This window comes from Catellatospora coxensis, from assembly GCF_016862635.1.
Lineage (GTDB): Bacteria > Actinomycetota > Actinomycetes > Mycobacteriales > Micromonosporaceae > Catellatospora > Catellatospora coxensis.
In genome coordinates, this window is record NZ_BONI01000020.1 from 50,422 (window position 1) to 72,185 (window position 21,764).

Sequence of the window (21,764 nt, forward strand, 5' to 3'; positions counted from 1 at the left end):
TGCCAGTCTACGTGGGCCGCCACCCGGACGGCATAGGCGTGGTGACGGGGTCGACACCGCACGGCGGCGACACCCGGCGCGGAGATCGGCAAAGTGGACAGCGGGTAAACTCAGCCGATCAGCTCGCAGTGTGTCGCCTATCGGTCACGGGTGTTGACTGGCGCCGATTGATCCACAGACCTAGCCTGTCGGGCATGAGTGAACCCACCCCGCCCGGCTCCTCCGAGCCGCCGGTTCCTTCGGCCCCCTCCTACGAGCCGCCGGCCCCGGCAGCGCCGCCGTCGGCCCCCGCGTCTCCCCCGCCGTCCGCCCCCGGCGGCTACACCCCTCCGCCCGGCATCGGCGGTCCCGCCCCGGTCGGCTACGCCAACCCGGACGACAAGACCTGGGCCCTGGTCGCCCACTTCGGTGGCGCGCTGACCTGGTTCGTCGCCCCACTGGTCGCGCTGCTCGTCAAGGGCAACGAGTCCCCCACGGTCAAGGCGCACGCGACCGCCGCGCTGAACTTCCAGATCCTCTGGGGCGTCATCAGCATCGTGAGCCTCTGCGTCGGCAGCTGCCTCAGCTGGCTGATCCTGCCCATGGTGCTGTTCTTCGTGCCGCTGTTCCCGCTGATCATGGGCGTGATGGCCGGTGTCAAGGCCAACAACGGCGAGCTGCCGAAGTACCCGCTGACCATGAACCTGATCAAGTAAGCCGGGTCACCAGGCCAGCAAGGAGTGGACCACCGCGTCCGCGAGGAGACGGCCGCGCAGCGTCAGCGCCGCGCGGCCGTCCGCGTACGCGGAGGGCTCCAGCAGCCCGTCGGCCAGCGCCTGCCGGGCCGCGACGCGCCCGGCCTCGTCCAGCACGTCCAGCGGCAGGCCCTCGACCAGGCGCAGCCGTAGCAGCACGTCCTCGGTATGGCGCTGCTCGCTCGTGAGGATCTCCCGGCCCAGTCCCGGGGACAGGCCCTCGGCCAGCCGGGCGGCGTACCGCGCCGGGTGTTTGACGTTCCACCAGCGCACGCCGCCGACGTGGCTGTGCGCGCCGGGCCCGAGGCCCCACCAGTCGCCGCCGCGCCAGTAGAGCAGGTTGTGCGCGCACCGGGCGGCCTCGTCGGCGGCCCAGTTGGAGACCTCGTACCAGTTCAGCCCGGCGGCGCTCAGCGCCGCCTCGGCCGCGAGGTAGCGGTCGGCGGCCACGTCGTCGTCCGGGGAGGCCAGCTCCCCGCGCCGGATCCGGGCCGACAGGCGGGTGCCGTCCTCCACGATCAGGGCGTACGCGCTGACGTGGTCCACCCCCGCGCCGACCACCGCGGCCAGCGAGGCGGCGAAGTCGTCCTCGGTCTCCCCCGGCGTCCCGTAGATCAGGTCCAGGTTGACGTGCTCGAACCCGGCCTCCCGCGCCTCGATCGCGGCGGCCGGGGCGCGCCCGGCGGTGTGCTTGCGGTCCAGGATGCGCAGCACCCCGGGCGCGGCCGACTGCATGCCCAGCGAGATCCGGGTGAACCCGGCGGCGCGCAGCTCGCGCAGCGAAGCCGGGTCGACCGACTCGGGGTTGGCCTCGGTGGTCACCTCCGCGCCGGCGGCGAGCCCCCACGTGCCGTCGATCGCCTCCAGCATCCGGCCGAGCTGGGCCGGTTTGAGCAGGGTGGGCGTGCCACCGCCGACGAAGACGGTGTCGACGCGCGGCGGGGCGGGCAGCACCTTCGCGGCCAGCGACAGCTCGGCGAGCACCGCCTCGACGTAGCCCTCGGTGTCCGCGCCGCCCAGCTCGGAGGCGGTGTAGGTGTTGAAGTCGCAGTAGCCGCAGCGGCTGGCGCAGAACGGCACGTGCAGGTACACGCCGAAGCCGCGCCCGCCGACGTCGGCCAGGGCGGACTCGGGCAGGACGCCGGTGTCGGGTACGGGTTCACCGTCGGGAAGCTGGGCCACGGCTCTAGTCTGCCCTCATGTCCTCACCTGACTCCCACCTCGTCCGGGTCACCCACGCCCGCGGCGTAACGACGATCACCCTCGACAGCCCGCACAACCGCAACGCGCTGTCGCACCGGCTGATGACCGAGCTGCTGGCGGCGCTGGCCGAGGCGAACGCCGACGACCGGGTGCGGGTGGTCGTGCTGGACCACACCGGGCCGGTGTTCTGCTCCGGCGCCGACCTGGCCGAGACGGCCGCCGCGGCGAAGTCGGGGCAGATGCCGGCCGCGCTGCTGGGTGACGTGCTGGGCGCGGTGGCCCGGTCGGCCAAGCCCGTGGTGGCCGTCGTCCGGGGACCGGCCCGGGCCGGTGGGCTGGGCCTGATCGCCGCGGCCGATCTCGCGGTGTGCGCGGCGGGGGCCACGTTCGCGTTCACCGAGGTGCGGCTGGGGGTGGTGCCCGCGCTCATCTCCGCGACGGTGCTGCCCCGGCTGGCCCCGCGTGCCGCCGCGGAGCTGTACCTGACCGGCGACGTCTTCGACGGCCCGCGCGCCGCCGCGATCGGGCTGGTCACCGCGACCGCGCCGGACGACGACGTGGACGCTGTCGTCGCGCGCTGGTGCGCCGGCCTGGTCCGGGGCGCGCCCGCCTCGCTGGCGACGGCGAAGGAACTGCTGCGCCGCCGCCCCGAGCCGGAGCTGGACGCCGAGCTGGCGTACCTGTCGGAGGTCTCGCTGCGCTTCTTCGGCTCGGCCGAGGGCCGGGAAGGAGTCGCCGCATTCCGGGAGAAACGGGATGCCGCTTGGGTTCCGCGGTCCGAGGAGGACGGTGCCGCGGCGGCGACCACCCCGTAGGGTGGCCTGAACGAGCCTGCGGCGGGGGCGGGCGGCTTGCGGACCTTCACGTGTCCGGACAGCCGTCCGCCCTCGCGCACATGTCGAGGAGGCCGCCGTGAAGGGCAAGCATGCGCTGACCGTCCTGGTGATCCTCGCCGTGGTGTTCGGCGTCGGCGGCTACCTCGCCCGGCAGCAGATCGACGGCAAGCTCGAGATCCCGATCCCCCGGCTCGGCGCGCCCGAGTGCGTGGCCCGCGCCGACGGCGAGGTGCGCCTGGACCCGGAGCAGATGGCCAACGCCGCGACCATCGCCGCCGTGGGCATCAGCCGCAACGTGCCCGACCGCGCGGTGATCGTCGCGCTGGCCACCGCCCTGCAGGAGTCGAAGCTGCGCAACCTGGAGCATCTCGGCGACGGCAACGACCACGACTCGCTCGGCCTGTTCCAGCAGCGGCCCAGCCAGGGCTGGGGCACCGCGAAGCAGATCATGGACCCCCGGCACGCCGCGAAGCGCTTCTACACCAGCCTGCTGAAGGTCAAGGGCTGGCAGAAGATGCGGGTCACCGACGCCGCCCAGCGGGTGCAGCGCTCGGCCTACCCGGAGGCCTACGAGAAGTGGGCCGATGAGGCGACCGTGCTGGCCAAGGTGCTGACTGGGCAGCAGGCCGGCGGTGTGACCTGCGACACGTACAGCGACGAGCCGCCGGCCGACGCCGCGACCGCGAAGGCGCTGGCCGACCGGATCAAGGCCGACTTCGGCACCACCAAGGCCAAGGGCGTCACCGCCGAGGGCGCGGCACTGCGCGTGCCGGCCGCGAACAGCAAGGCGGGCTGGCAGTTCGCGCACTGGCTGGTTGCTCAGGCCCCGATCACCGGGGTCACCCGGGTGTCGTTCGCCGACCAGCAGTGGTCCGCCGGTGACCGCGCGTGGTCGAGCACCGAGAAAGTGGCCGAACAGGTGGTGGCCGAGGCCGTCGCGGGCGGGTGACCCTGGTGGCAGGCCGGTCCGACGAGCCCCGCGCGACGACGCCGCTCGGGAACGCGAGTTAGTATCGGCACTCGTTCGCGAAGGTTGCTCATCCCGGCACGCCACCCCCCAAGTCGCGCGCCCCGATCCTGCCTTCGACTGTGCCCAAGTCTGGAAGGACGCAAGGGGAGGACATGACCATCACCTCTCAGGAGCCGGCGACGGACTACGCGCCGCTCACCGACGCCGAGCGCAAGGAATTCCACGAGAACGGGTACAAGCACCTCCCCGGTGTCGTCAGCCCCGAGATCGTGGCGGAACTCCAGGCCGAGGCCGACCGCCTGTACGGCGAGAACAAGAACACCGGTCACATCGACAAGACCGGCTCGCTGCACCTGCTCGGCGCGGTCAGCCACAGCCCGGCCTTCGCCCGGATGCTCGACTACTCCCCGACCTTCCGCTGGGTCTGGGGTCTGGCCGGCTGGAACATCTACTCCCAGCACAACCACCTCGACGTCAACCCGCCTTACGAGGAGGACGAGACGCCGCGCTGGGAGTGGCACCAGGACGGCTGGCGGCAGAACTCCGACGCGGAGTACTACGCCCCGTACTACGGCGACATCCCGCGGCCGATGCTGTCGATCAAGGTCGCCATCGTGCTCAGCGACATCTCGGAGCCGGGCCGGGGCCAGACCCTGTGCATCCCCGGTTCGCACCTGAACAACCACATGTACCGGCCGACCGACCCGACCGAGATCGCCAAGGGTCCGGAGGGCGCGGTGCCGTGGCTGGCCAAGCCCGGTGACGCGTTCATCTTCGACCGCCGCCTGTGGCACTCGCGCTCGCGCAACCGCTCGGACGTGACGCGCAAGATGCTCTTCATGAGCTACACCTACCGCTGGATCCGCCCGGTCGACGACATGCCGATCGACCGCGAGTCCGCGTGGTACGCCGGCCTCACCCCGGTGCAGCGCCAGCTCATCGGCGAGGCGTTCGGCAACCTGAAGGTGCAGAACATGTGGGGCGTCGGCGAGGGCGGCTGGATCGACGACACGATCCCGCTGCGCGCCGAGCTCAAGGAGCGCGGCCTGCTGGACCGCAACGTCCCCTGGCTGCGCTGAGCACACGGCGTCAGCCGAGCAGCGACTGAACGGACAGTGAGGCCGGGCCGCATCACGCGGCCCGGCCTCACTGCTGCTGACGGGCGGTCAGTCCAGGATCTTCTGCCCGCCGCTGACGCACTGGCCGGCGACGAACGCCGAGCTGTTGATCGGCACCGCAGGGCCGAGCTGGCCGAGCAGGCCGGACGACGCGCAGGTCTGCAGCGGCAGGATGTCCAGGACCTGGTTGCTGAACAGCGGGAGCACCGCCGGGTTCTTGCGCTTCTGGATGGTGCTGTTGCTGTTGTAGCAGTCACCCAGCACGGTGGTCGGCGACTGCACGGCCGCGGCCACCCCGGCGATCGACGCGGTCGAACCGCAGACCTGGACCGCCGCGGCGTTCACGACCGAGCCGCTGAGCAGCGACACCAGGCTTTGCGGCCCTTCCTGCGCGCTGTCCTTGGGCGCGGCGATGAACGTGTTGGCGTTGGAGCAGTCGCCCACCACGGTGGCGGGTGAGGCGATCGCGGCCGTGACGCCGGCGATGGCCGCGTTCGAGCCGCAGACCTGGATCGGCAGCGCGTTCACCGAGGTGTCGTCCAGGATCGAGATGACCCCCTGCACCTGGTTCTGCCGGATCAGGACGTTGCCGTTGGCACAGTCGCCCAGCACGGTGTTCGGGGAGCGGAGCGCGACCGCGGCCGATACGACCTGAGCCGACGCGGAGCCGCACGCCTGCCACGCGCCGGTGGTCAGCGCGCTGCCGTTGGCGATGGAGATCAGCGGCTGGCGCACCTCCCGCTGGGGGCCGCGAGCGACGTCCTTCACTGTCTTCACGGCAGCGAGCGCCTGCCCCGCGGCCTGCTGCACCGCGGCCTGCTTCAAGGTGGTCGCGGCGGTCCTGACGGGATCCGCATGCGCCGGTCCGGCCGCGGGCGCGGCGGTCGCCGCGGAACCCATCACCGCCACCGTAGCGAGCGCTCCGGCCGCGACGACCCCGGCCTTTCCTATCTGCATCGTCACTCCTTGTAGGATTTCTGGCCGCCGGCGCCCGAGTCGCAGGCACACGTCAGCGCGGCATGAGTTGTCGTTGGCGAGCATTCGAAGGGGCGAGTCGCGCTGGCGCGACCCGCCCCGTCTGCCGTGCCGGTTCAGCGACTAGTCGATGACCGTGTTGGCGTTGTAGCAGCTGCCGATGACGGTGTTCGGCGAGGTGATCGGAACCGCCGCGGCGATGATGTTCGCGCTGGTCGAGCCGCAGGACTGCAGCGGGAGCACGTTCAGCGAGGTGTTGTCCAGGGCGGCGATGACACCCTTGGGGTCGTCCTTGCTGATCTTCACGTTGGCGTTCTTGCAGTCACCGATGACGGTGTTCGGCGAGGTGATCGGGATCGCCACGCTGAGCACGTCGGGCGAGGTCGAGCCACAGGCCTGGGCCGTGATCAGCTGCACGGCGGTGCCGTTCAGCGCGGAGATCAGGCTGACGGAGTCCTGGTCCCACGGCGCGTCCCAGCCGCCGCCGCGCGCCTGCGGGGCGACGCGGGCGTTGGCGCCACGGTTGGCCCACGCGCTGCGGTTCTTCAGCGCGGAGACCTTCTTGACCAGGGCCTGACGGGCCTTGTCCATCGCCAGGGACTGGCCCATCGGCATGGCCTCGGTGCGGGCCGACTCCTGCCAGTGGTCGTCGTCGTCCCAGTCGTCGGCGCCGTTGATCTCGATGTTGCTGTTCTGGCAGTCACCGATGACCGTGTTCGGCGAGGTGATCGGCACGGTGATGCCGACGATCTGGCCGTCGGTCGAGCCGCAGGACTGGATCGACGCGATGTTGACCGCGGAGTCGTTGCCGACGCCGAGGATCGCCGCCTGCTTGTCGGTCTGCTTGATCTTGACGTTGGCGTTGGCGCACGCGATGTCGTTCTTGTGGCCGTAGCCGTCGTCGTGACCGAAGCCCGAGACCACGGTGTTCGGCGAGGTGATCGGCACCGAGATGCCCACCACGTTGCCGCTGGTGGAGCCACACTGCTGGAGGGCGGCCACGTTGACGACCGTACCGTTGAGCAGCGCGACGACCGACGCCGAGTCGATGTCCCACGGCGCGTCCCAGCCGTTGTTGTCGAAGCCGCCGCCGCGGGCGAGCTTCAGCTGGTTGGCCCCGACCTGGCGCATCGAGGTGGTCTTGCCCTCGGTGGAGGTGCTGGCCTGGGTCAGCGCAGAGGCGTCCGTGCTGGGCGCCGCAGCGGCAGGAGCCCCCATGATCGCCACTGTAGCGAGAGCGCCCGTGGCGACGGCTCCGGCCTTCTTCATCTGCATCGTCACTCCTTGTGCGACTTTGGAACCTGCTATGCCCTCATATCGGGCGAAAGCGGCAAAACACTGCACTTGGGGTAACGATGGGTAGATTGCCCAGTTACTACGGCTCCAGGCCTTTTGTCAGCAGATCTTGGCCGACCGACCACCCCCGCCAACCGAACAGCCATAACCCACACGGGCGACCCCTCATGATCGCCCGACTTGCCGGGAAAACGTGCGTATCTTGACCGGCCATTCGCCCACCTGCCAGGCAAGTCGGGCGATCATGCGCACCCCGCCGACCATCGGCCCGAGACCGCGCCGCCCGGCACGGCACGGCCTGACGCGGCGTGGCACGGCACGGCACGGCACCTGGCGTAGCGCGGCGCGGCGCGGTGATGCGGTTTCGGGGAAACTGCACCGAATGGGGGTGGGATCAGAGGGCGGGGAGGAGGGTGGCGGCGTCGCGGAGGGCGCGGTCCATGGTGGTGAAGGCCATCGGTGGCGGGTCGCCCAGGGGGAGCCAGGCGGCTTCCGACGACTCGTCGGGGTCCAGGCGCAGGTGGGCGCCGACGGGCAGGGTGGCGAGGAAGAAGCAGTCCAGCACGGGCAGGCGCTCGCCCTGGAACTCGTAGTCGCCGACGTACATGCCGACGAACGCGCCCAGCTCGATGTCGACGCCCAGCTCCTCGCGGGCCTCCCGGCGGGCCGCGTCGGCAGGCTCCTCCCAGGCGTCGCAGAAGCCGCCCGGCGTCTCCCACAGCCCTTCGCGGGGCGGCCGCGAGCGGCGCAGCGCCAGGAAGCGCCCGGCGCCGTCGAGCACGATCAGGCTCGCCGTCGGGCGAGCGTTGAGGTACTGCTCGTACCCGCAGCTCCCGCAGACGGACGGCGGCGCGGCCGGAAGGGCCGCGCCGCAGCGGAAGCAGTGTCCCGCGAACGTCACTTCTTCTTGCCGCCCTCGGGTGCCTCCGAGGTGGACAGCGCGGCGATGAAGGCCTCCTGGGGCACCTCGACCCGGCCGACCATCTTCATGCGCTTCTTGCCTTCCTTCTGCTTCTCCAGCAGCTTGCGCTTCCGGCTGATGTCACCGCCGTAGCACTTGGCCAGCACGTCCTTGCGGATGGCGCGGATCGTCTCGCGGGCGATGACCCGGGAGCCGATGGCCGCCTGGATCGGCACCTCGAACTGCTGGCGCGGGATCAGCTTCTGCAGCTTCGAGGCGATCGTCGTGCCGTACGTGTACGCCTTGTCCTTGTGCACGATCGCGCTGAACGCGTCGACCGGCTCGCCCTGCAGCAGGATGTCCACCTTGACCAGGTCGGACGCCTGCTCGCCGCTGGGCTCGTAGTCCAGGCTGGCGTAGCCCTTGGTGCGCGACTTCAGCTGGTCGAAGAAGTCGAAGATGATCTCACCGAGCGGCAGCGTGTAGCGCAGCTCCACGCGGTCGGCGGACAGGTAGTCCATGCCCTGGAGCACGCCGCGCCGGCCCTGGCACAGCTCCATCACCGCGCCGACGTAGTCGTTGGGCGTCAGCACCGTCGCGCGCGCGACCGGCTCGTACACCTCGGCGACCTTGCCGTGCGGGTACTCGCTCGGGTTGGTGACCGTGATCTCCTTGCCGTCGTCGGTGACCACGCGGTAGACCACGTTCGGCGCGGTCGCGATCAGGTCGAGGCCGAACTCGCGCTCCAGCCGCTCCTGGATGATCTCCAGGTGCAGCAGGCCGAGGAAGCCGCAGCGGAAGCCGAAGCCCAGCGCCGCCGAGGTCTCCGGCTCGTACACCAGCGACGCGTCGTTGAGCTTGAGCTTGTCCAGGGCGTCGCGCAGCTCCGGGTAGTCCGAGCCGTCCAGCGGGTAGAGGCCGGAGTACACCATCGGCTTGGGGTCCTTGTAGCCGCCGAGCGGCTCGGTGGCCGGCTTGGCGTTCAGGGTGACCGTGTCGCCGACCCGGGACTGCCGCACGTCCTTCACCCCGGTGATCAGGTAACCGACCTCGCCGACGCTGAGCGACGGCGACTTGATCGGCTCCGGCGAGATGACGCCGATCTCCAGCAGCTCGTGCACCGCGCCGGTGGACATCATCTTGATCCGGTCGCGGGCGTCGAGGCGGCCGTCGATCACGCGGATGTAGGTGACGACGCCGCGGTAGACGTCGTACACCGAGTCGAAGATCATGGCGCGGGCCGGGGCCGTCGGGTCGCCGCCGGTCGGGGCGGGCAGCTGCCGGACGATCTCGTCGAGCAGGTGGGACACGCCGTCACCGGTCTTGCCGGACACCCGCAGGCAGTCCTCCGGCTCGCAGCCGATCAGGTGCGCGAGCTCCTCGGCGTACTTCTCCGGCTGCGCCGCGGGCAGGTCGATCTTGTTGAGCACCGGGATGATGGTGAGGTTGTTCTCCATCGCCAGGTACAGGTTGGCCAGCGTCTGCGCCTCGATGCCCTGCGCGGCGTCCACCAGCAGGATCGCGCCCTCGCAGGCGGCCAGGCTGCGCGACACCTCGTAGGTGAAGTCGACGTGGCCAGGCGTGTCGATCATGTTGAGGACGACCTGCTCACCGGCCCGCTCGCCCTCGCGCACGGTCCACGGCAGGCGTACCGCCTGGCTCTTGATGGTGATGCCGCGCTCGCGCTCGATGTCCATCCGGTCGAGGTACTGCGCCCGCATCTGCCGCGGGTCCACCACCTCGGTGATCTGCAGCATCCGGTCGGCCAGCGTCGACTTGCCGTGGTCGATGTGGGCGATGATGCAGAAGTTGCGGATGGCGGCCGGGTCAGTGTCGCCGGGCTTGTTAGATCCGAGCAGCGGAGGCACGGTGATCCGTTCTATAGGGCGTGAGGCGCGGAAAGCGGGTCGCTGGCGACGGGCCGCGTTCGGCGTGAGGCGGTTTTTGCCGCCCCTATGATCCCACGCCCGCCGACCGTGCCGAAGCGGGCTTCAACGTTACCGCCGCCGGCGCTCCGGCGGCGGCCTCGTTCAGCAGCGGCAGCCCTCGTTCGCGGGCCAGCCCAGCACCAGCGCGCTCAGCCGGGGCAGCCGGTGCCGCATCTGGTCGTCGTCCTCGAAGTCCCAGTCCTCGCCCGCGATCGGCGCCTTCGCGACCTCGGGCAGCACCAGCTCCGCCCCGGCGACCTCGCGGAACGCGTCGGCGGCCGCGTACCCGACCAGCTCGGCGAAGATCGCGCTGTCGTCGTCCCACTCCACGGCCTCAACCACGGACGGGTGCCCGGCCAGCGAGTCCGGGTCGGCCAGCGCCGCCTCGTACCACTTGCGGCCCGCCGCGATCAGCCCGCTGCGGAAGTCGACGAACGCGTCGTCGGAGCACCCGCCGCCGATCAGGTGCGCGGCGCCCCACAGGTCGTAGCGGTCGGCCGCGGCCCGCAACTCCTCGAACCGCGTCGCGAACCCGGCGATGTCCGCCAGGCTCAGCGCCGACAGCCGCGCGGTCAGCGCCTTCGCCAGCCCGGTGCCGTCCTCGCCGATGTCACCCTCGACGTCCGTACGCGCCTGCTCGATCAGAGCCCAGAACCGCTCGATGTCCACGACAACACAGTCTGCCATCCGGACCGCGCCCGCCCTCGATCTACGAACGGGTGTCGCGTCCCGTCACCCGATATGGTCGCCGGACCCGGCCACCGCCGGGGCCCATGGCAAGATCACTGCTCCGGACGAGAAGTGCGGTCCGCCTTCACTTCCCGCCCGCAAACAGTGATCGTCGCAGCTGCGCTACGCTGTCCGGGCAGGGCACCGCGACGGGTGTCACGTCGGCCCGTTTTGGCCGACACCCAGGCCACCTGGTAACCTGGCACGTCGCGGCTGGTGCTTCGTTGCGCCGGCCCATCCGAACCAATCACCCGAAACGAGCAGGACGAGGCTGTCGCGTGGCGAACATCAAGTCCCAGATCAAGCGCAACCGGCAGAACGAGAAGGCCCGGCTGCGCAACAAGTCGGTCAAGTCGTCGCTGAAGACCGCTGTCCGCAAGTTCCACGAGGCGACCGTCGCCGGTGACGTCGAGAACGCCACCGCGCTGCTGCGCGACGCCTCGCGCAAGCTGGACAAGGCCGTCAGCAAGGGCGTGATCCACAAGAACCAGGCGGCAAACCGCAAGTCGTCGATCGCCAAGAAGCTGGCTTCGCTCTCTGCCTGATCGTCGCAGCGTGCCCTCCCGGCACCGCCAAGACATCACCTGATGCCCGGCCCCCCATCGGGGAGCCGGGCATCGGTGTCTCCCCACCCCCGCCCCACCGCGTTGATCATGAACTTATGGCACGGGTCAGCGGCGTGTCCGAGGCACAACTTCATGATCGATGGCGACCCGTCGGCCGCACGTCGGATGACCATGAAGTTGTGGACATGACTCGCCGTCGAGCCGTGCCATAAGTTCATGATCAACGCGGTGGGGCGGGGGTGGCAGTGCGAGGGGGCGCGGGCTACTCGTAGCGGTAGGCGGCGGACTGGCGGGCGCGCTGCTCGGCGGTGCTGAGCCAGGGCTCGTCGGCGTCCGAGGCGGCCGTCGCCGACGGTGCTGGTGCCGGTGCGCCGTACCCGGTCGGGCCTGCGTATGTGTCCTGGCCGGGGTAGCTCGTCCGGTCGGCGTAGGGGTCCTGCTGCTGCTGGCCGTAGCCGCCCTGCTCGCCGTAGCCGGTGGGGCCGGAGTAGGGGTCCGGGATGTCGTTGCCGGTCCCGTTTCGCGGGCTAGACGGGTCCTGGTGGGTCGGGCGGGTCGGGAACGGGTCGCGGTCGTCATCGGTGGGGCGCTCCGCGCGGCGGGGCGGTCGGGTGCCCTCGGCCGGGGCGGCCACTCGCAGCCGTACGGTCGGCTGGGCGAGGGCCCGTCGCGCGGCGGACTTCGGCCGGGTCGCCTGGCCGCGGGACCGGGTGGTCGCACCACCGGACCGGGTCGTCGCACCCGCGATGACGTCGTTGAGTTTCACCATCACCGCCACCGACACGGGCAGCACGGCGACCGCCCACCAGCCGGTCAGCTCGGCCAGGGACAGCAGCACGGCCAGCGCCACGGTGCCCTCGAAGTACAGGAAGCACAGCAGGCTGCTCGGGCGCACGTACTGCAGGCCCAGCACCCGGGCGTAGAGCGGCCGGTTGCGCGCCTCCTCGGGGCTGATGCCCCCGGCGCGCCGGGAACGGATACCCGCTGTCATCGCCCGCCTCCCGCCTGCTTGGCCTGCGCGAACGCCACGATGGCGCGTTCGAGCGCGTAGTCGCGGTCCTCCTCGCCGCCCTTCACGGCGGCGTTGCAGTCGGCGGCCGCCCGCATCGCGAGCACCAGCGCGTCCGGGGTCCAGCCGCGCGCCTGCCGCTGCGCCTTCTCGATCTTCCAGGCGGGCATGCCGAGCGTCGAGGCCAGCTGGTACGCGTTGCCGCGCCCCGCCGAGGCGACCCGCGCCACGGTGCGTACGCCGTCGGCCAGCGCGTCCGCGATCGGCACCGGGTCCACGCCGCTGTGCCGGGCCCAGCGCAGCGCCTCCAGCGCAGCGGGCACGTCCCCGGCGACCGCGGCGTCGGCGACGGCGAACCCGCTCACCTCGGCCTTGCCCCGGTAGTAACGCGCCACCGTGGCCTGGTCGATCCGGCCGCCGGTGTCGGCCATCAACTGCGAGCAGGCCGCCGCGAGTTCGCGCAGGTCGTTGCCGACGGCCTCGATCAGAGTCTCGGCGGCGTCGGTCGCGCAGCGCCCGCCGAGCCGGCGCACCTCGCCGGTGACGAAGTCCACCCGGTCACGGTGCTTGCTCAGCTTCGCCGCGGGCACCACGGACGCGCCCGCCTTGGTCAGCGAGTCCGCCAGCGCCTTGTTCTTGGCACCGCCGGCGTGCGCGACGACCAGGGTCACGTCCGGGTCGGGCGACTTCGCGTAGTCGAGCAGCACCGCCGACACGTCCTTCTTGGCGTCCTGCCCGGCACGCAGCACCACCACCCGGACCCCGCCGAACAGCGACGGGCTGAGCAGCTCGGCGAGCTCGCCGACGAGCATCGTGCCGGCCTCCACCTCGCGGACCTCGGCCGACGGGTCGACGGCACGCGCCTGCGCGGCCGCGTCGGCGATCGCGCGCGCCACCAGAAGCTCCTCGTCGCCCAGCACGAGGACCACGGGTGTCAGGACGGGGGACGGAACCTGGCTCACCACCTCGCTATCGTCGCACGTGCGAACTGGCACCCGCCCGCCGTCACTCCAACGGGCGCGTCGGGAGAACGACGGAAAGCTTGCCCGCGTCGAGCACCACCGCGAGGTCGCCGCTGACGTCGGTGCGCTGCACCAGCGCGCCCCGCCCCGACAGCCGTGCCAGCACCGAGCCGCTCGGATGCCCGTAGTCGTTGCCCTCCCCCACGCTGACCAGGGCGATCCGCGGAGCGACGGCGTCCAGGAAGGACGGTTCCTGAAACGCGCTGCCGTGGTGGGCGACCTTCAGCACGGCAGCGGACACGTCCACGCCCGCCGCCAGCAGCGCATGCTGCCGCTCTGTCTCGGCGTCGCCGGTCAGCAGCACCCGCACCCCGCGTACGGTCGCGACGAGCATCAGGGAGTTGTTGTTCGGGTCACTGCGGGTGCCGCGTTCGGGTGGCGCGGGCAGCACCTCCAGCCGTACGTCGCCGACGGTCCAGCCACCGGGCTCCGGGGCGTCCGACACCGGCACCCGGTGCGCGGCGGCGGCCCGGGTCACCGCCTCCCGACCGGTGGCGGGTTCCGGCCAGGGCGTGGTGACCAGAGCACCGACCCGCCGCCCGGCGAGCACCCCGTCGAGGCCGCCGATGTGGTCCACGTGGAAGTGGCTGATCAGCAACAACGGCACCTCGTCCACGTCCAGCTCGCGCAGGCAGCGGTCCACGTCGCGGGGCTTGGGCCCGGCGTCGACGACCACGGCCGCACCGCCGCCCGCGTTGAGCACGGTGGCGTCGCCCTGGCCGACGTCACAGGCCACGACCAGCCAGCCGTCAGGCGGCCACCCGCCGGTGAGCACGCGCACCGGCAGTGCGCCGAGCACTCCCGCGAGCGCCACGACGGCCGCCAGCCGGCGTACCGCAGGACGCCGGAAACCGACCATGAGCAGCACGGTCAACCCGGCCAACAGCAGCGCGCCCGGCGGCCCGCCCGGCCACGGCAACACCCCGGCCGGCACCTGCGCACCAACCCTGGCCACGGTGACCAGCCACCACGCGGGCCAGCTGCCGAGCCAGGCCGCGAACTCGGCGCCGCCCGGCCACACCGGCGACAGCAGCGCGGCGGCGACCCCGGTGACGGTCGCGGGCGCGATCGCGGGCACCGCCACCAGATTCGCGGGTACGGCGACCAGGCTCAACGTGCCGCTGATGCCCGCGACCACCGGGGCGCAGGCCACCTGCGCGGCGGCGGGCACGGCCAGCGCCTCGGCGGCCCCGCCCGGCATCCCCCGGCGGCGCAGCGCGTCGCGCATCGGCGGCGCGAGCAGCAGCAGCCCGGCCGTGGCGAGCACCGACAACGCGAAACCCGCGTCGGCAGCCAGCTCGGGGTCGGCCATCAGCAGCACCGCCGCACCCGCCGACAGCGCGGGCAGCGCCGCGCGCGACCGGCCCGAGGCGAGCGCCAGCAGCGCGATCCCGCCCATCACCGCAGCCCGCAGCACACTCGGCGACGGCCGGGCCAGGATCACGAACCCGACCACGGACACCGCGCACACGACCGCGGTCAGCCGCGGCCCCGCCCGGGTCCGCCGGGCCAGCAGCAGCACCGCCCCGGTGACGATGGCTACGTTGCTGCCCGAGACGGCCGTCAGATGAGTCATCCCGGTGTCGCGGAAGGACTGCTCGACCGCCGGGTCGAGGCGGCTGGTGTCGCCCACCACGAGTCCCGGCAGCAGCCCGCCGGTGGCGGCGTCCAGCGGCGCGCAGGCCCGTTGCAGCCCCGAGCGCAGGCCGCCCGCCGCCCGCTGCGCCCACGACGCCTCCCCCAGCAGCTCCGGCGGCCGCTCCGTGGACAGCACCGCCGCCCTCAGGTCACCGCCCCGGGACGGGCCGAACCGGCCAGGCACCCGCACCCGCTGCCCTGGCAGCAGCCCCGCCCAGCCGTCGCCACTGGCCAACACCAGCAGCCCGACGTCGGTACGCAGGTCACCGGCCTGCTCCAGGTCAGCCGCCACCACCCAGGTCGCGGGCCGCCCGACGATCCCGGGCGACCGGCGCGGGTCGTCGCGCACGACCAGCGTCACCGTCACCGACGTCCGCCTGTCCACCAACGCGGCGATCTCCTCGGCATCCCTCGCCGCGAGCCGTGCCCCGGTCGCCGCCGCCCCGCACAGCACCCCGAGAAACGCCCCCGCCACGATCCACCGCCAAGTGCCCGGCTTCGCTTCCCTGTCCCCTCGCCGAACCGGCAAGAGCACCCGCCGCCAGGCTGTCCACACCCCGTGCCGCCCACCCGACCGCTGCGGTGACGGCTGCCGGTCTGACTGCCGGGCAGCACAGCGGTTGTCCGGCTCGGAAGGCCGGCGGCATCGCATCCGCGCCGCGGACCGCCTGACCGCCGACGGAACCCACGGCCACCGGTCCGATGCCCGCGCGGCCCGGCCCAGGCCGGTCCGGCGGACCGCGACCAGCGTCGCGCCGACGGCTCCCGCCGCGCCGAGCGCCAGGGTGAATGCCAGGCCGGTGAACAGCCCGGCCAGCGACGCCGCCCAGCAGCCCAGCGCGAACGGAGCCAGCCGCAGATCGGGGCCGTCCAGCGGCCGGTGAACCGGTCCGGTGGGGCGCTCCATCAGACCGTCACCAGATCTTTGAGCTGGGCGAACTTCGACTCGCCGATGCCCTCGACCTGGCGCAGGTCACCGACGCTGCGGAAGTCGCCGTGCCGGGCCCGGTGGTCGAGGATGCGCTGGGCCAGCACCGGACCGACTCCCGGCAGCGCGTCCAACTGGGCGAGGGTCGCGGTGTTGAGGTTCACCGGACCTGCGCCGGTCCCCGCCCCGGCGGCCGGACCGTCCGCGGCGGCCACGCCCGGCACCCCGATCGCGATCAGTTCACCGTCGGTGACCTTGCGGGCCAGGTTCACAGCGGACAGGTCGGTGTCGGGCAGCACCCCGCCCGCGGCCTCGATGGCGTCCGCGACCCGAGCACCGGGCGGCAGCCTGACCAGGCCCGGCTTGCGTACCCGCCCGGTCACCGCCACGACCAGCGTCGTCGGCGAGGGCGACACCGCCGGTCGCCCCGACTCCGCCACGGGCAGCGGCACCGATTCGGGCGCGGGCTCCACGGACGGCCGCGCCTGCCAGGCCAGGTATGCCGCAACGGCGACCACCAGCGCAGCCACCGCTGCCAGCGCCCGCAGTCCGCGCCGCCCCGGATCGAACGCCGCCCGCCCTGGCAACGCGCTCGGCGGGGAGTCCGCCATCGGCAGGCTGTCCGCATCCGGCGGCACTCCACCCGAAAACGCGACCGGTGCGGCGCTCGGCACGGCGCCGGACGCCGTCACCGGAACCACAGCGGGAGGCATCGTCACCGAAAACGCGGCGTCGAAGGCCGCTGCCGAATGCCCGAACGGCTGTGCCTCGGCACGCATCGGCGAAGCGCTTTCGACGGCCGGGTCCAGCGGCAGGAAGCGCCGGGCTGGACGCGACAGCGGGAAGTCGGGCAGCACGTCGAGAAACGGCATGTCCAGCGGATCGGGCCACGGCGACGGCGCGGCGTTCGGACTGAGCACGCGGTGCAGCCGGTCGAGGTTGGCCTCGGCGGGCGGCAGTTTACGGAACGGGGACGGCGGCACGCGGCCACGTTAGGGGCGGGCGCGCGGTGCGCGAACGCCCCAAATCTCTTGCCTGTGGACAACGGGCCGCTTGTGGACAACCGCCTGATCTACAGCTCGACGTGCTATGGCTGACCCGCACTCGCAGGGACCACGGATGGAGATCGGCGACCTCGCTGTGCCATGGCCGCCAGGAACGGCGCATCTCATTCGATATGGACTCCAGGAACGGCGGCCGCATGCCCGCCATTGTCGAGCCCCGGGTGCAGGGTGAGCGATCGGGGATGTGCGCCGATCGTGGCGCTGAGGAAGTCCTCGCGCGAGCGGCGCTCGGTGACCTGTAGATAACTCTGACCGAGTCGCTGGTCAGACGGAACGCGAGCCACGATTACCGTTTCCGTCATGGTCGTAGCTGCATTCATCGTGTCGCTCTTCGCCGTCATCCTCGCAGGGTTCAGCGCGTGGTACGCACGCTCCCTCGCGACGAACGACTCCGCGCGCCGACTGGCCGAACGGGCACCGGTCTTCACCCCCGAGGTGGAGTCGATCAATAACGACGTCTGGTTCAAGCTGTGCCTACTCCGGACCAAGAGCGAGGGCACGCTCACCTCAATACGCGTGGAGATCCTGGACCCCGAGTCGGTCTATTTCGAGGTTGATCAGCACGGGATAAGCAGGTCCGATGTGGCGGGCCTGCGGGCCTGCGGGTTCGAGCCGGTCGGACTGGGTGAGCGGACCGCCCGGCGCATCCATCTCGGCGAGGAGCGGCCAGCCCACCTTCGGATCCGTGTGACAGCCCACGGCACCCGCAAACAGGAGCAGTGGACCGACACGTACCAGCTGGTTGTGCCGCCAGCACCGGCACAAGCGATGGTCTGGTCGACCTGAAGGTCCATGGAGGCGACTCCGCCGAGCGGACCCCTCCGCCGAGGCGGGTGAGCGTCGTTCGTCGTGCACATAACCTAGCGGACTTGGCCCTCGGGACTCCGAGGTGTAGACGCTGGCACGGCGGACCGCCCGAGAGCACGTCGAGATTTCCCGCACCTCGCGGAAGGTGCCCGGGTGCGCACGATCGTGCGCACCCGGGCTGGCGCTAGGAGTCCATCAGGGTCTTGATGAGGTCCACGGCTGGCGCGGCCGCGGACCCGAACGCACCGCAGCACGCCGCGCCGAACGCTGCAGCCGCAGTTGCCAGGCCGACCCACAGCACGGCACGGTTGGCCTGACTTGCGCCTTCCTCAGGCCCCTGGTCAGGTGCGATGTCGCCCACTGAACCGTCGGGCGGCTCAACAAGCTGCTTGTGGTTCTGTACTCTGGGCACAGAAAACACGGAGAACTCCAATCTTGGCGGGCAAGCCGGGTTGATGCGCTCCAGAGGGCGGCACCCGTTCGCAGCGGGTGCCGTTCCGCTTTGCGGAGCCGGTGTCCGGCACGTTGTCCGTGCCGGCGTTCGGACTTCTCGTGAAAGTTCGCGAGATGCCCGTGAAGTGGAACGTCGCGGAGCCCTGTTCGAGCACCGACAGGTGGCCCACCTCGGTGATGCGGCTAGTCAGCGAACTCCTTGTGCAGCTGGCCGCCCTCGGTGTCCGTGTCCCACGGCACCTCGGTCGCAGCCTGGAAGTTCGTCCAGGCGATCAGCTGCACGGAGGGCTTCAAAACCGTTGTCACGCATCGGATTCTATGTGCCTGCGGCCGCCGACCTGCTGGCGGGATATAGCCGCCATTGGCCGAATAGCGATACCGACGCCCCGTCACGCCACTCGTCAGAGTGGCGTCGATACGGCGTCGGCGTTGACGTCATAGCGATGCCATCAGCCAGCCTCCAGCTCGGATTCAGCTCCACGCCAGAAACGCTAGCGCACCCCTCTGAGGGTCCGGCCCTGGTTCGACCCTGAAGACCTGCCACAAAAACGAGGGAGTGGTAGGCGCCCCCAGGCGACCACGCGCGCCCCGTCAACGATGTGGATGGTTTCCGCAGGTAGAGGCCCGAGCCATCGTGTTTGGCCCCGCTGTACCGGTAAACCTTCGTGCTCCGCCCGCGCTGAGACATCCTGCAGGACGCGTGCCCGGTGCACCCGCTCGGTGATGTCGACGGCCGGGGCGAGGTCGTCACAGATGCCGCCGAAGTTGCCGTCCCCGTGCGGCATCATCACCGACGCGTCGTGCTCGACCAGCTGGCGGGGCAGAACTTGATCTCCTACGCGACACGCAGCTCGCCGGTACGCCACAGGTTGCGCACCCGGCATGGCGCGATCAGCTAGGAGGTCAGTCTTTCTCCGGCACGAATGTCCCGCGTCCCGGCACGCCGACCACCACGCCGGTCAGGCGGAGAACGCCGATGACGCGCGTGATCGTAGAGAACGAGACCGAGTAGAGGTCCGCGAGTTCGTTGTAGGTCGGCAGCTGGGATCCGGCTGGGTACTCCCCGGACTTGATCCGGGCGGCCAGGTCTTCGGCGATCTTGAGATAGCTCATAGGCAGTGGCATGGATGACTCCTGGGTCGGCACCCCCGATCACACCACGCTCACGTACCGGAGATCCACCAATACCTGGAGTCAACATCATCGTGGAGTTCGACTACATGATCCTGCGCCGAATCTCCTAGCGCGCCGCCACGCGAAATGCGCCCGCTGCCCACAGGTGGCGGGGCGTCGTCGTATTCACCGCGAGGAGTGGACCGCGTTCCTGAGCTCCGCCAAGGACGGCAATTCTCTTGCTCGTGAACGGCGGGCCGTCGGTGGACAACGACCTGATCACAGCCGGAGCGTGCCACGGCCGCAGAACATCACGCAGGACGTCCGATCACGACCTGGGGCATGGCGCATGTTCTATAAACAGTTTTGACGTTACGAATCATCGATCGCTGTTAACCGCTCTGCCGCAACGGATTCATCCGCTCCTAGGTTCTGCGTCACCCCTACGCGGTCGGTGTCATCGGGACCCGGCCGCGCAGCGGGGATCTCTGGGAGGAGAGAACCTTGCGGCATCGAGTCTCCGCTCTCGGCTTCGCGATCATCGTCGCGTTCGCCGGGGCGCTCGGCGCGGGTGGGACGGCCAACGCCGCTCCCGCCGGGGCCGAAGGCAGCATCATGTACGCCGACAGCCCGAGCGCTGTCGCCGACCGCTACATCGTGGTCTTCAAGGACTCCGCGGTGCCCGCGAGCACCGTCGGCACCAAGGCCCGTGACCTGGCCGGCCGCTTCGGCGGCAAGGCGCGCCACGTCTACACCGCCGGTCTGCGCGGCTTCTCGGTCGGCATGACCGCGGCGCAGGCGCGCAAGCTGGCCGCCGACCCCGCGGTCGCCTCGGTCGAGGCGGTGCAGCGCATCGGCGTGCTGGACACCCAGAACAACCCGCCGAACTGGGGCGACGACCGGATCGACCAGGCGAACCTGCCACTGAACCAGGCGTACACGTACCCCACCAACCCGGGTCAGGGGGCGACGGTCTATGTGCTCGACACCGGTATCAACGCCAACCACGTCGAGTTCACCGGCCGCGTCAAGCAGGGCACGGACATGGTGGACGACGACAGCTCGCCGACGGACTGCCACGGACACGGCACGCACGTGGCCGGCACCGCCGTGGGCACCAGCTACGGCGTGGCCAAGAAGGCCTCCGTCGTGGCCGTCCGGGTGCTGAACTGCCAGGGCAGCGGCACCAACGACGACCTGATCGCGGGTATCAACTGGGTGCGCACCAACGCCCAGAAGCCGGCCGTCGTCAACTACAGCATCGGCTGCCAGAGCCGGTGCACCAGCCAGGCCATGGACAGCGCCGTGTCGAGCCTGATCTCGTCGGGTGTGCAGTTCGTCCAGGCGGCCGGCAACTCCTCCGACGACGCCTGCTACTACAGCCCGCAGGCGGTCGCGGCGGCGGTCACCGTCGGCAACACCAACAGCTCCGACGCCCGCAACAGCAGCAGCAACTACGGTTCCTGCCTGGACATCTTCGCGCCGGGCACGAGCATCGTGTCGGCGTCGTACTCCAGCAACAACGGCAGCGCGACGATGACCGGGACCTCGATGGCCTCGCCGCACACGGCCGGCGCGGCCGCGGTGTACCTGGGCCTGAACCCCAACGCGACGCCCGCCCAGGTGCGTGACGCGCTGGTGAACAACGCCACCACCGGCAAGGTCACCTCGCCGGGCACCGGTTCGCCGAACCGGCTGCTCTACACGGGTTTCATGAACGGCGGGACGAACCCGAACAACCCGTCGGTCACCAACCCGGGCAACCGGAGCGGCGTCGTCGGGCAGGCGGCCAGCCTCCAGATGCAGGCCTCCGGCGGCACGTCGCCGTACACCTGGAGCGCGTCGGGCCTGCCGGCCGGGCTGTCGATCAGCTCGTCGAGCGGTCTGATCTCGGGCACCCCGACCACCGCGGGCACCTCGAACGTCACGGTGACGGTCACCGACTCGGCGAGCAAGTCCGGGTCGGCGAACTTCACCTGGACGATCACCACCGGTGGCGGCGGCTGCACCGCGGCGCAGGTCGTCGGCAACTCCAGCTTCGAGAGCGGCACCACGCCGTGGACGGCCGACACGGGCGTCGTCGGCGCCTGGTCGAGCTACGGCTACCCGGGCAAGACCGGCACCCGTAGCGCCTGGCTGGGCGGCCAGGGCCAGACCCAGACCGACTGGGTCCAGCAGTCGGTGACCATCCCGGCGAGCTGCACCAGCGCCACGCTGCGGTACTGGGTGCGCATCAGCACCGCCGAGACCGACGGGCAGATCTGGGACCGGCTGACGGTGACCATGGGCAGCACGACCGTGGCCACCCAGACCAACCTCGACGCCAACTCCGCCTACGTGGAGAAGGTCGTCAACGTCAGCCAGTTCGCGGGGCAGACGGTGACGCTGAAGTTCAACGGCGTCGAGGACCAGTCGCTGCAGACCAGCTGGGTCATCGACGACGTGACCATCAGCGTCTCCTGATCCGGGGGGCC

Annotated in this window: 19 protein-coding genes; 7 read left to right on the top strand and 12 right to left on the bottom strand. The window is 71.1% G+C overall.

All coding sequences use genetic code 11. The annotated features are described in order from the left end of the window. The first annotated feature begins 194 nt into the window (after positions 1 to 194). The gene (locus Cco03nite_RS14120; RefSeq protein ID WP_203692522.1) at positions 195 to 695 is read left to right on the top strand and encodes a DUF4870 domain-containing protein; all 501 of its coding nucleotides are present in this window, start codon (positions 195 to 197) and stop codon (positions 693 to 695) included. 6 nt (positions 696 to 701) lie between these two features. Here the strand turns inward: Cco03nite_RS14120 and hemW are convergent, their stop codons facing one another. Then, entirely contained in the window at positions 702 to 1,916 is a 1,215-nt protein-coding gene (gene hemW, locus Cco03nite_RS14125) for a radical SAM family heme chaperone HemW (protein WP_203692523.1), read from the bottom strand. Between the two features lie 17 nt (positions 1,917 to 1,933). Here hemW and Cco03nite_RS14130 point away from each other — a divergent pair, with 17 nt between their 5' ends. From Cco03nite_RS14130 to Cco03nite_RS14140, 3 genes are all read left to right on the top strand, one after another. Then, complete coding sequence (locus tag Cco03nite_RS14130) at positions 1,934 to 2,752, top strand: enoyl-CoA hydratase-related protein (RefSeq protein ID WP_203692524.1); 819 nt, start codon at positions 1,934 to 1,936, stop codon at positions 2,750 to 2,752. Between the two features lie 97 nt (positions 2,753 to 2,849). Beyond that, positions 2,850 to 3,722 carry a hypothetical protein gene (locus Cco03nite_RS14135; RefSeq protein WP_203692525.1) on the top strand — a complete coding sequence of 291 codons (873 nt, stop codon included), beginning with the start codon at positions 2,850 to 2,852 and terminating at the stop codon, positions 3,720 to 3,722. A 173-nt stretch (positions 3,723 to 3,895) separates the two neighbouring features. Then, entirely contained in the window at positions 3,896 to 4,822 is a 927-nt protein-coding gene (locus tag Cco03nite_RS14140; protein ID WP_203692526.1) for a phytanoyl-CoA dioxygenase family protein, read from the top strand. A gap of 87 nt (positions 4,823 to 4,909) precedes the next feature. Here the strand turns inward: Cco03nite_RS14140 and Cco03nite_RS14145 are convergent, their stop codons facing one another. The 5 genes from Cco03nite_RS14145 to Cco03nite_RS14165 form a co-directional block, all read right to left on the bottom strand. After that, entirely contained in the window at positions 4,910 to 5,818 is a 909-nt protein-coding gene (locus Cco03nite_RS14145; RefSeq protein ID WP_203692527.1) for a hypothetical protein, read from the bottom strand. Between the two features lie 141 nt (positions 5,819 to 5,959). Next, entirely contained in the window at positions 5,960 to 7,111 is a 1,152-nt protein-coding gene (locus Cco03nite_RS14150) for a hypothetical protein (protein ID WP_203692528.1), read from the bottom strand. 415 nt (positions 7,112 to 7,526) lie between these two features. Beyond that, positions 7,527 to 8,033, bottom strand: coding sequence for an NUDIX hydrolase (locus Cco03nite_RS14155; RefSeq protein WP_203692529.1), 507 nt, complete (start codon positions 8,031 to 8,033; stop codon positions 7,527 to 7,529). After that, the gene (lepA, locus tag Cco03nite_RS14160; protein WP_203692530.1) at positions 8,030 to 9,901 is read right to left on the bottom strand and encodes a translation elongation factor 4; all 1,872 of its coding nucleotides are present in this window, start codon (positions 9,899 to 9,901) and stop codon (positions 8,030 to 8,032) included. The genes Cco03nite_RS14155 and lepA overlap by 4 nt, the downstream gene beginning before the upstream one ends. A gap of 162 nt (positions 9,902 to 10,063) precedes the next feature. Next, positions 10,064 to 10,630, bottom strand: a complete 567-nt coding sequence (locus Cco03nite_RS14165) for a DUF4240 domain-containing protein (RefSeq protein ID WP_203692531.1) — start codon at positions 10,628 to 10,630, stop codon at positions 10,064 to 10,066. A gap of 338 nt (positions 10,631 to 10,968) precedes the next feature. Here Cco03nite_RS14165 and rpsT point away from each other — a divergent pair, with 338 nt between their 5' ends. Beyond that, positions 10,969 to 11,235, top strand: a complete 267-nt coding sequence (rpsT, locus tag Cco03nite_RS14170) for a 30S ribosomal protein S20 (RefSeq protein WP_120316509.1) — start codon at positions 10,969 to 10,971, stop codon at positions 11,233 to 11,235. A 283-nt stretch (positions 11,236 to 11,518) separates the two neighbouring features. Here the strand turns inward: rpsT and Cco03nite_RS43160 are convergent, their stop codons facing one another. The 4 genes from Cco03nite_RS43160 to Cco03nite_RS14190 are packed head-to-tail and all read right to left on the bottom strand — an operon-like array spanning position 11,519 to position 16,836. Then, positions 11,519 to 12,247 carry a hypothetical protein gene (locus tag Cco03nite_RS43160; protein ID WP_203692532.1) on the bottom strand — a complete coding sequence of 243 codons (729 nt, stop codon included), beginning with the start codon at positions 12,245 to 12,247 and terminating at the stop codon, positions 11,519 to 11,521. Next, the gene (gene holA, locus Cco03nite_RS14180; RefSeq protein WP_203692569.1) at positions 12,244 to 13,227 is read right to left on the bottom strand and encodes a DNA polymerase III subunit delta; all 984 of its coding nucleotides are present in this window, start codon (positions 13,225 to 13,227) and stop codon (positions 12,244 to 12,246) included. Before holA ends, Cco03nite_RS43160 begins: the two co-directional genes overlap by 4 nt. A 43-nt stretch (positions 13,228 to 13,270) precedes the next feature. Then, positions 13,271 to 15,832 carry a ComEC/Rec2 family competence protein gene (locus tag Cco03nite_RS14185; RefSeq protein ID WP_239167363.1) on the bottom strand — a complete coding sequence of 854 codons (2,562 nt, stop codon included), beginning with the start codon at positions 15,830 to 15,832 and terminating at the stop codon, positions 13,271 to 13,273. After that, positions 15,832 to 16,836 carry a ComEA family DNA-binding protein gene (locus Cco03nite_RS14190; protein WP_239167364.1) on the bottom strand — a complete coding sequence of 335 codons (1,005 nt, stop codon included), beginning with the start codon at positions 16,834 to 16,836 and terminating at the stop codon, positions 15,832 to 15,834. The genes Cco03nite_RS14185 and Cco03nite_RS14190 overlap by 1 nt, the downstream gene beginning before the upstream one ends. 381 nt (positions 16,837 to 17,217) lie before the next feature. On the opposite strand from Cco03nite_RS14190, the gene Cco03nite_RS14195 reads away from it, so the two are divergent. After that, positions 17,218 to 17,703, top strand: coding sequence for a hypothetical protein (locus Cco03nite_RS14195; protein WP_203692533.1), 486 nt, complete (start codon positions 17,218 to 17,220; stop codon positions 17,701 to 17,703). A gap of 657 nt (positions 17,704 to 18,360) precedes the next feature. On the opposite strand, the gene Cco03nite_RS42850 is transcribed toward Cco03nite_RS14195, so the two are convergent. Both Cco03nite_RS42850 and Cco03nite_RS14200 read right to left on the bottom strand, forming a co-directional pair. Continuing rightward, positions 18,361 to 18,483 carry a hypothetical protein gene (locus tag Cco03nite_RS42850; RefSeq protein WP_275412037.1) on the bottom strand — a complete coding sequence of 41 codons (123 nt, stop codon included), beginning with the start codon at positions 18,481 to 18,483 and terminating at the stop codon, positions 18,361 to 18,363. A 597-nt stretch (positions 18,484 to 19,080) separates the two neighbouring features. Then, on the bottom strand, positions 19,081 to 19,290 hold the full coding sequence (locus Cco03nite_RS14200) for a GntR family transcriptional regulator (protein WP_373314236.1): 210 nt from the start codon (positions 19,288 to 19,290) through the stop codon (positions 19,081 to 19,083). A gap of 504 nt (positions 19,291 to 19,794) precedes the next feature. Here Cco03nite_RS14200 and Cco03nite_RS14205 point away from each other — a divergent pair. Further along, positions 19,795 to 21,753, top strand: a complete 1,959-nt coding sequence (locus Cco03nite_RS14205; RefSeq protein WP_203692535.1) for a S8 family peptidase — start codon at positions 19,795 to 19,797, stop codon at positions 21,751 to 21,753. The last annotated feature ends 11 nt before the right edge of the window (positions 21,754 to 21,764 follow it).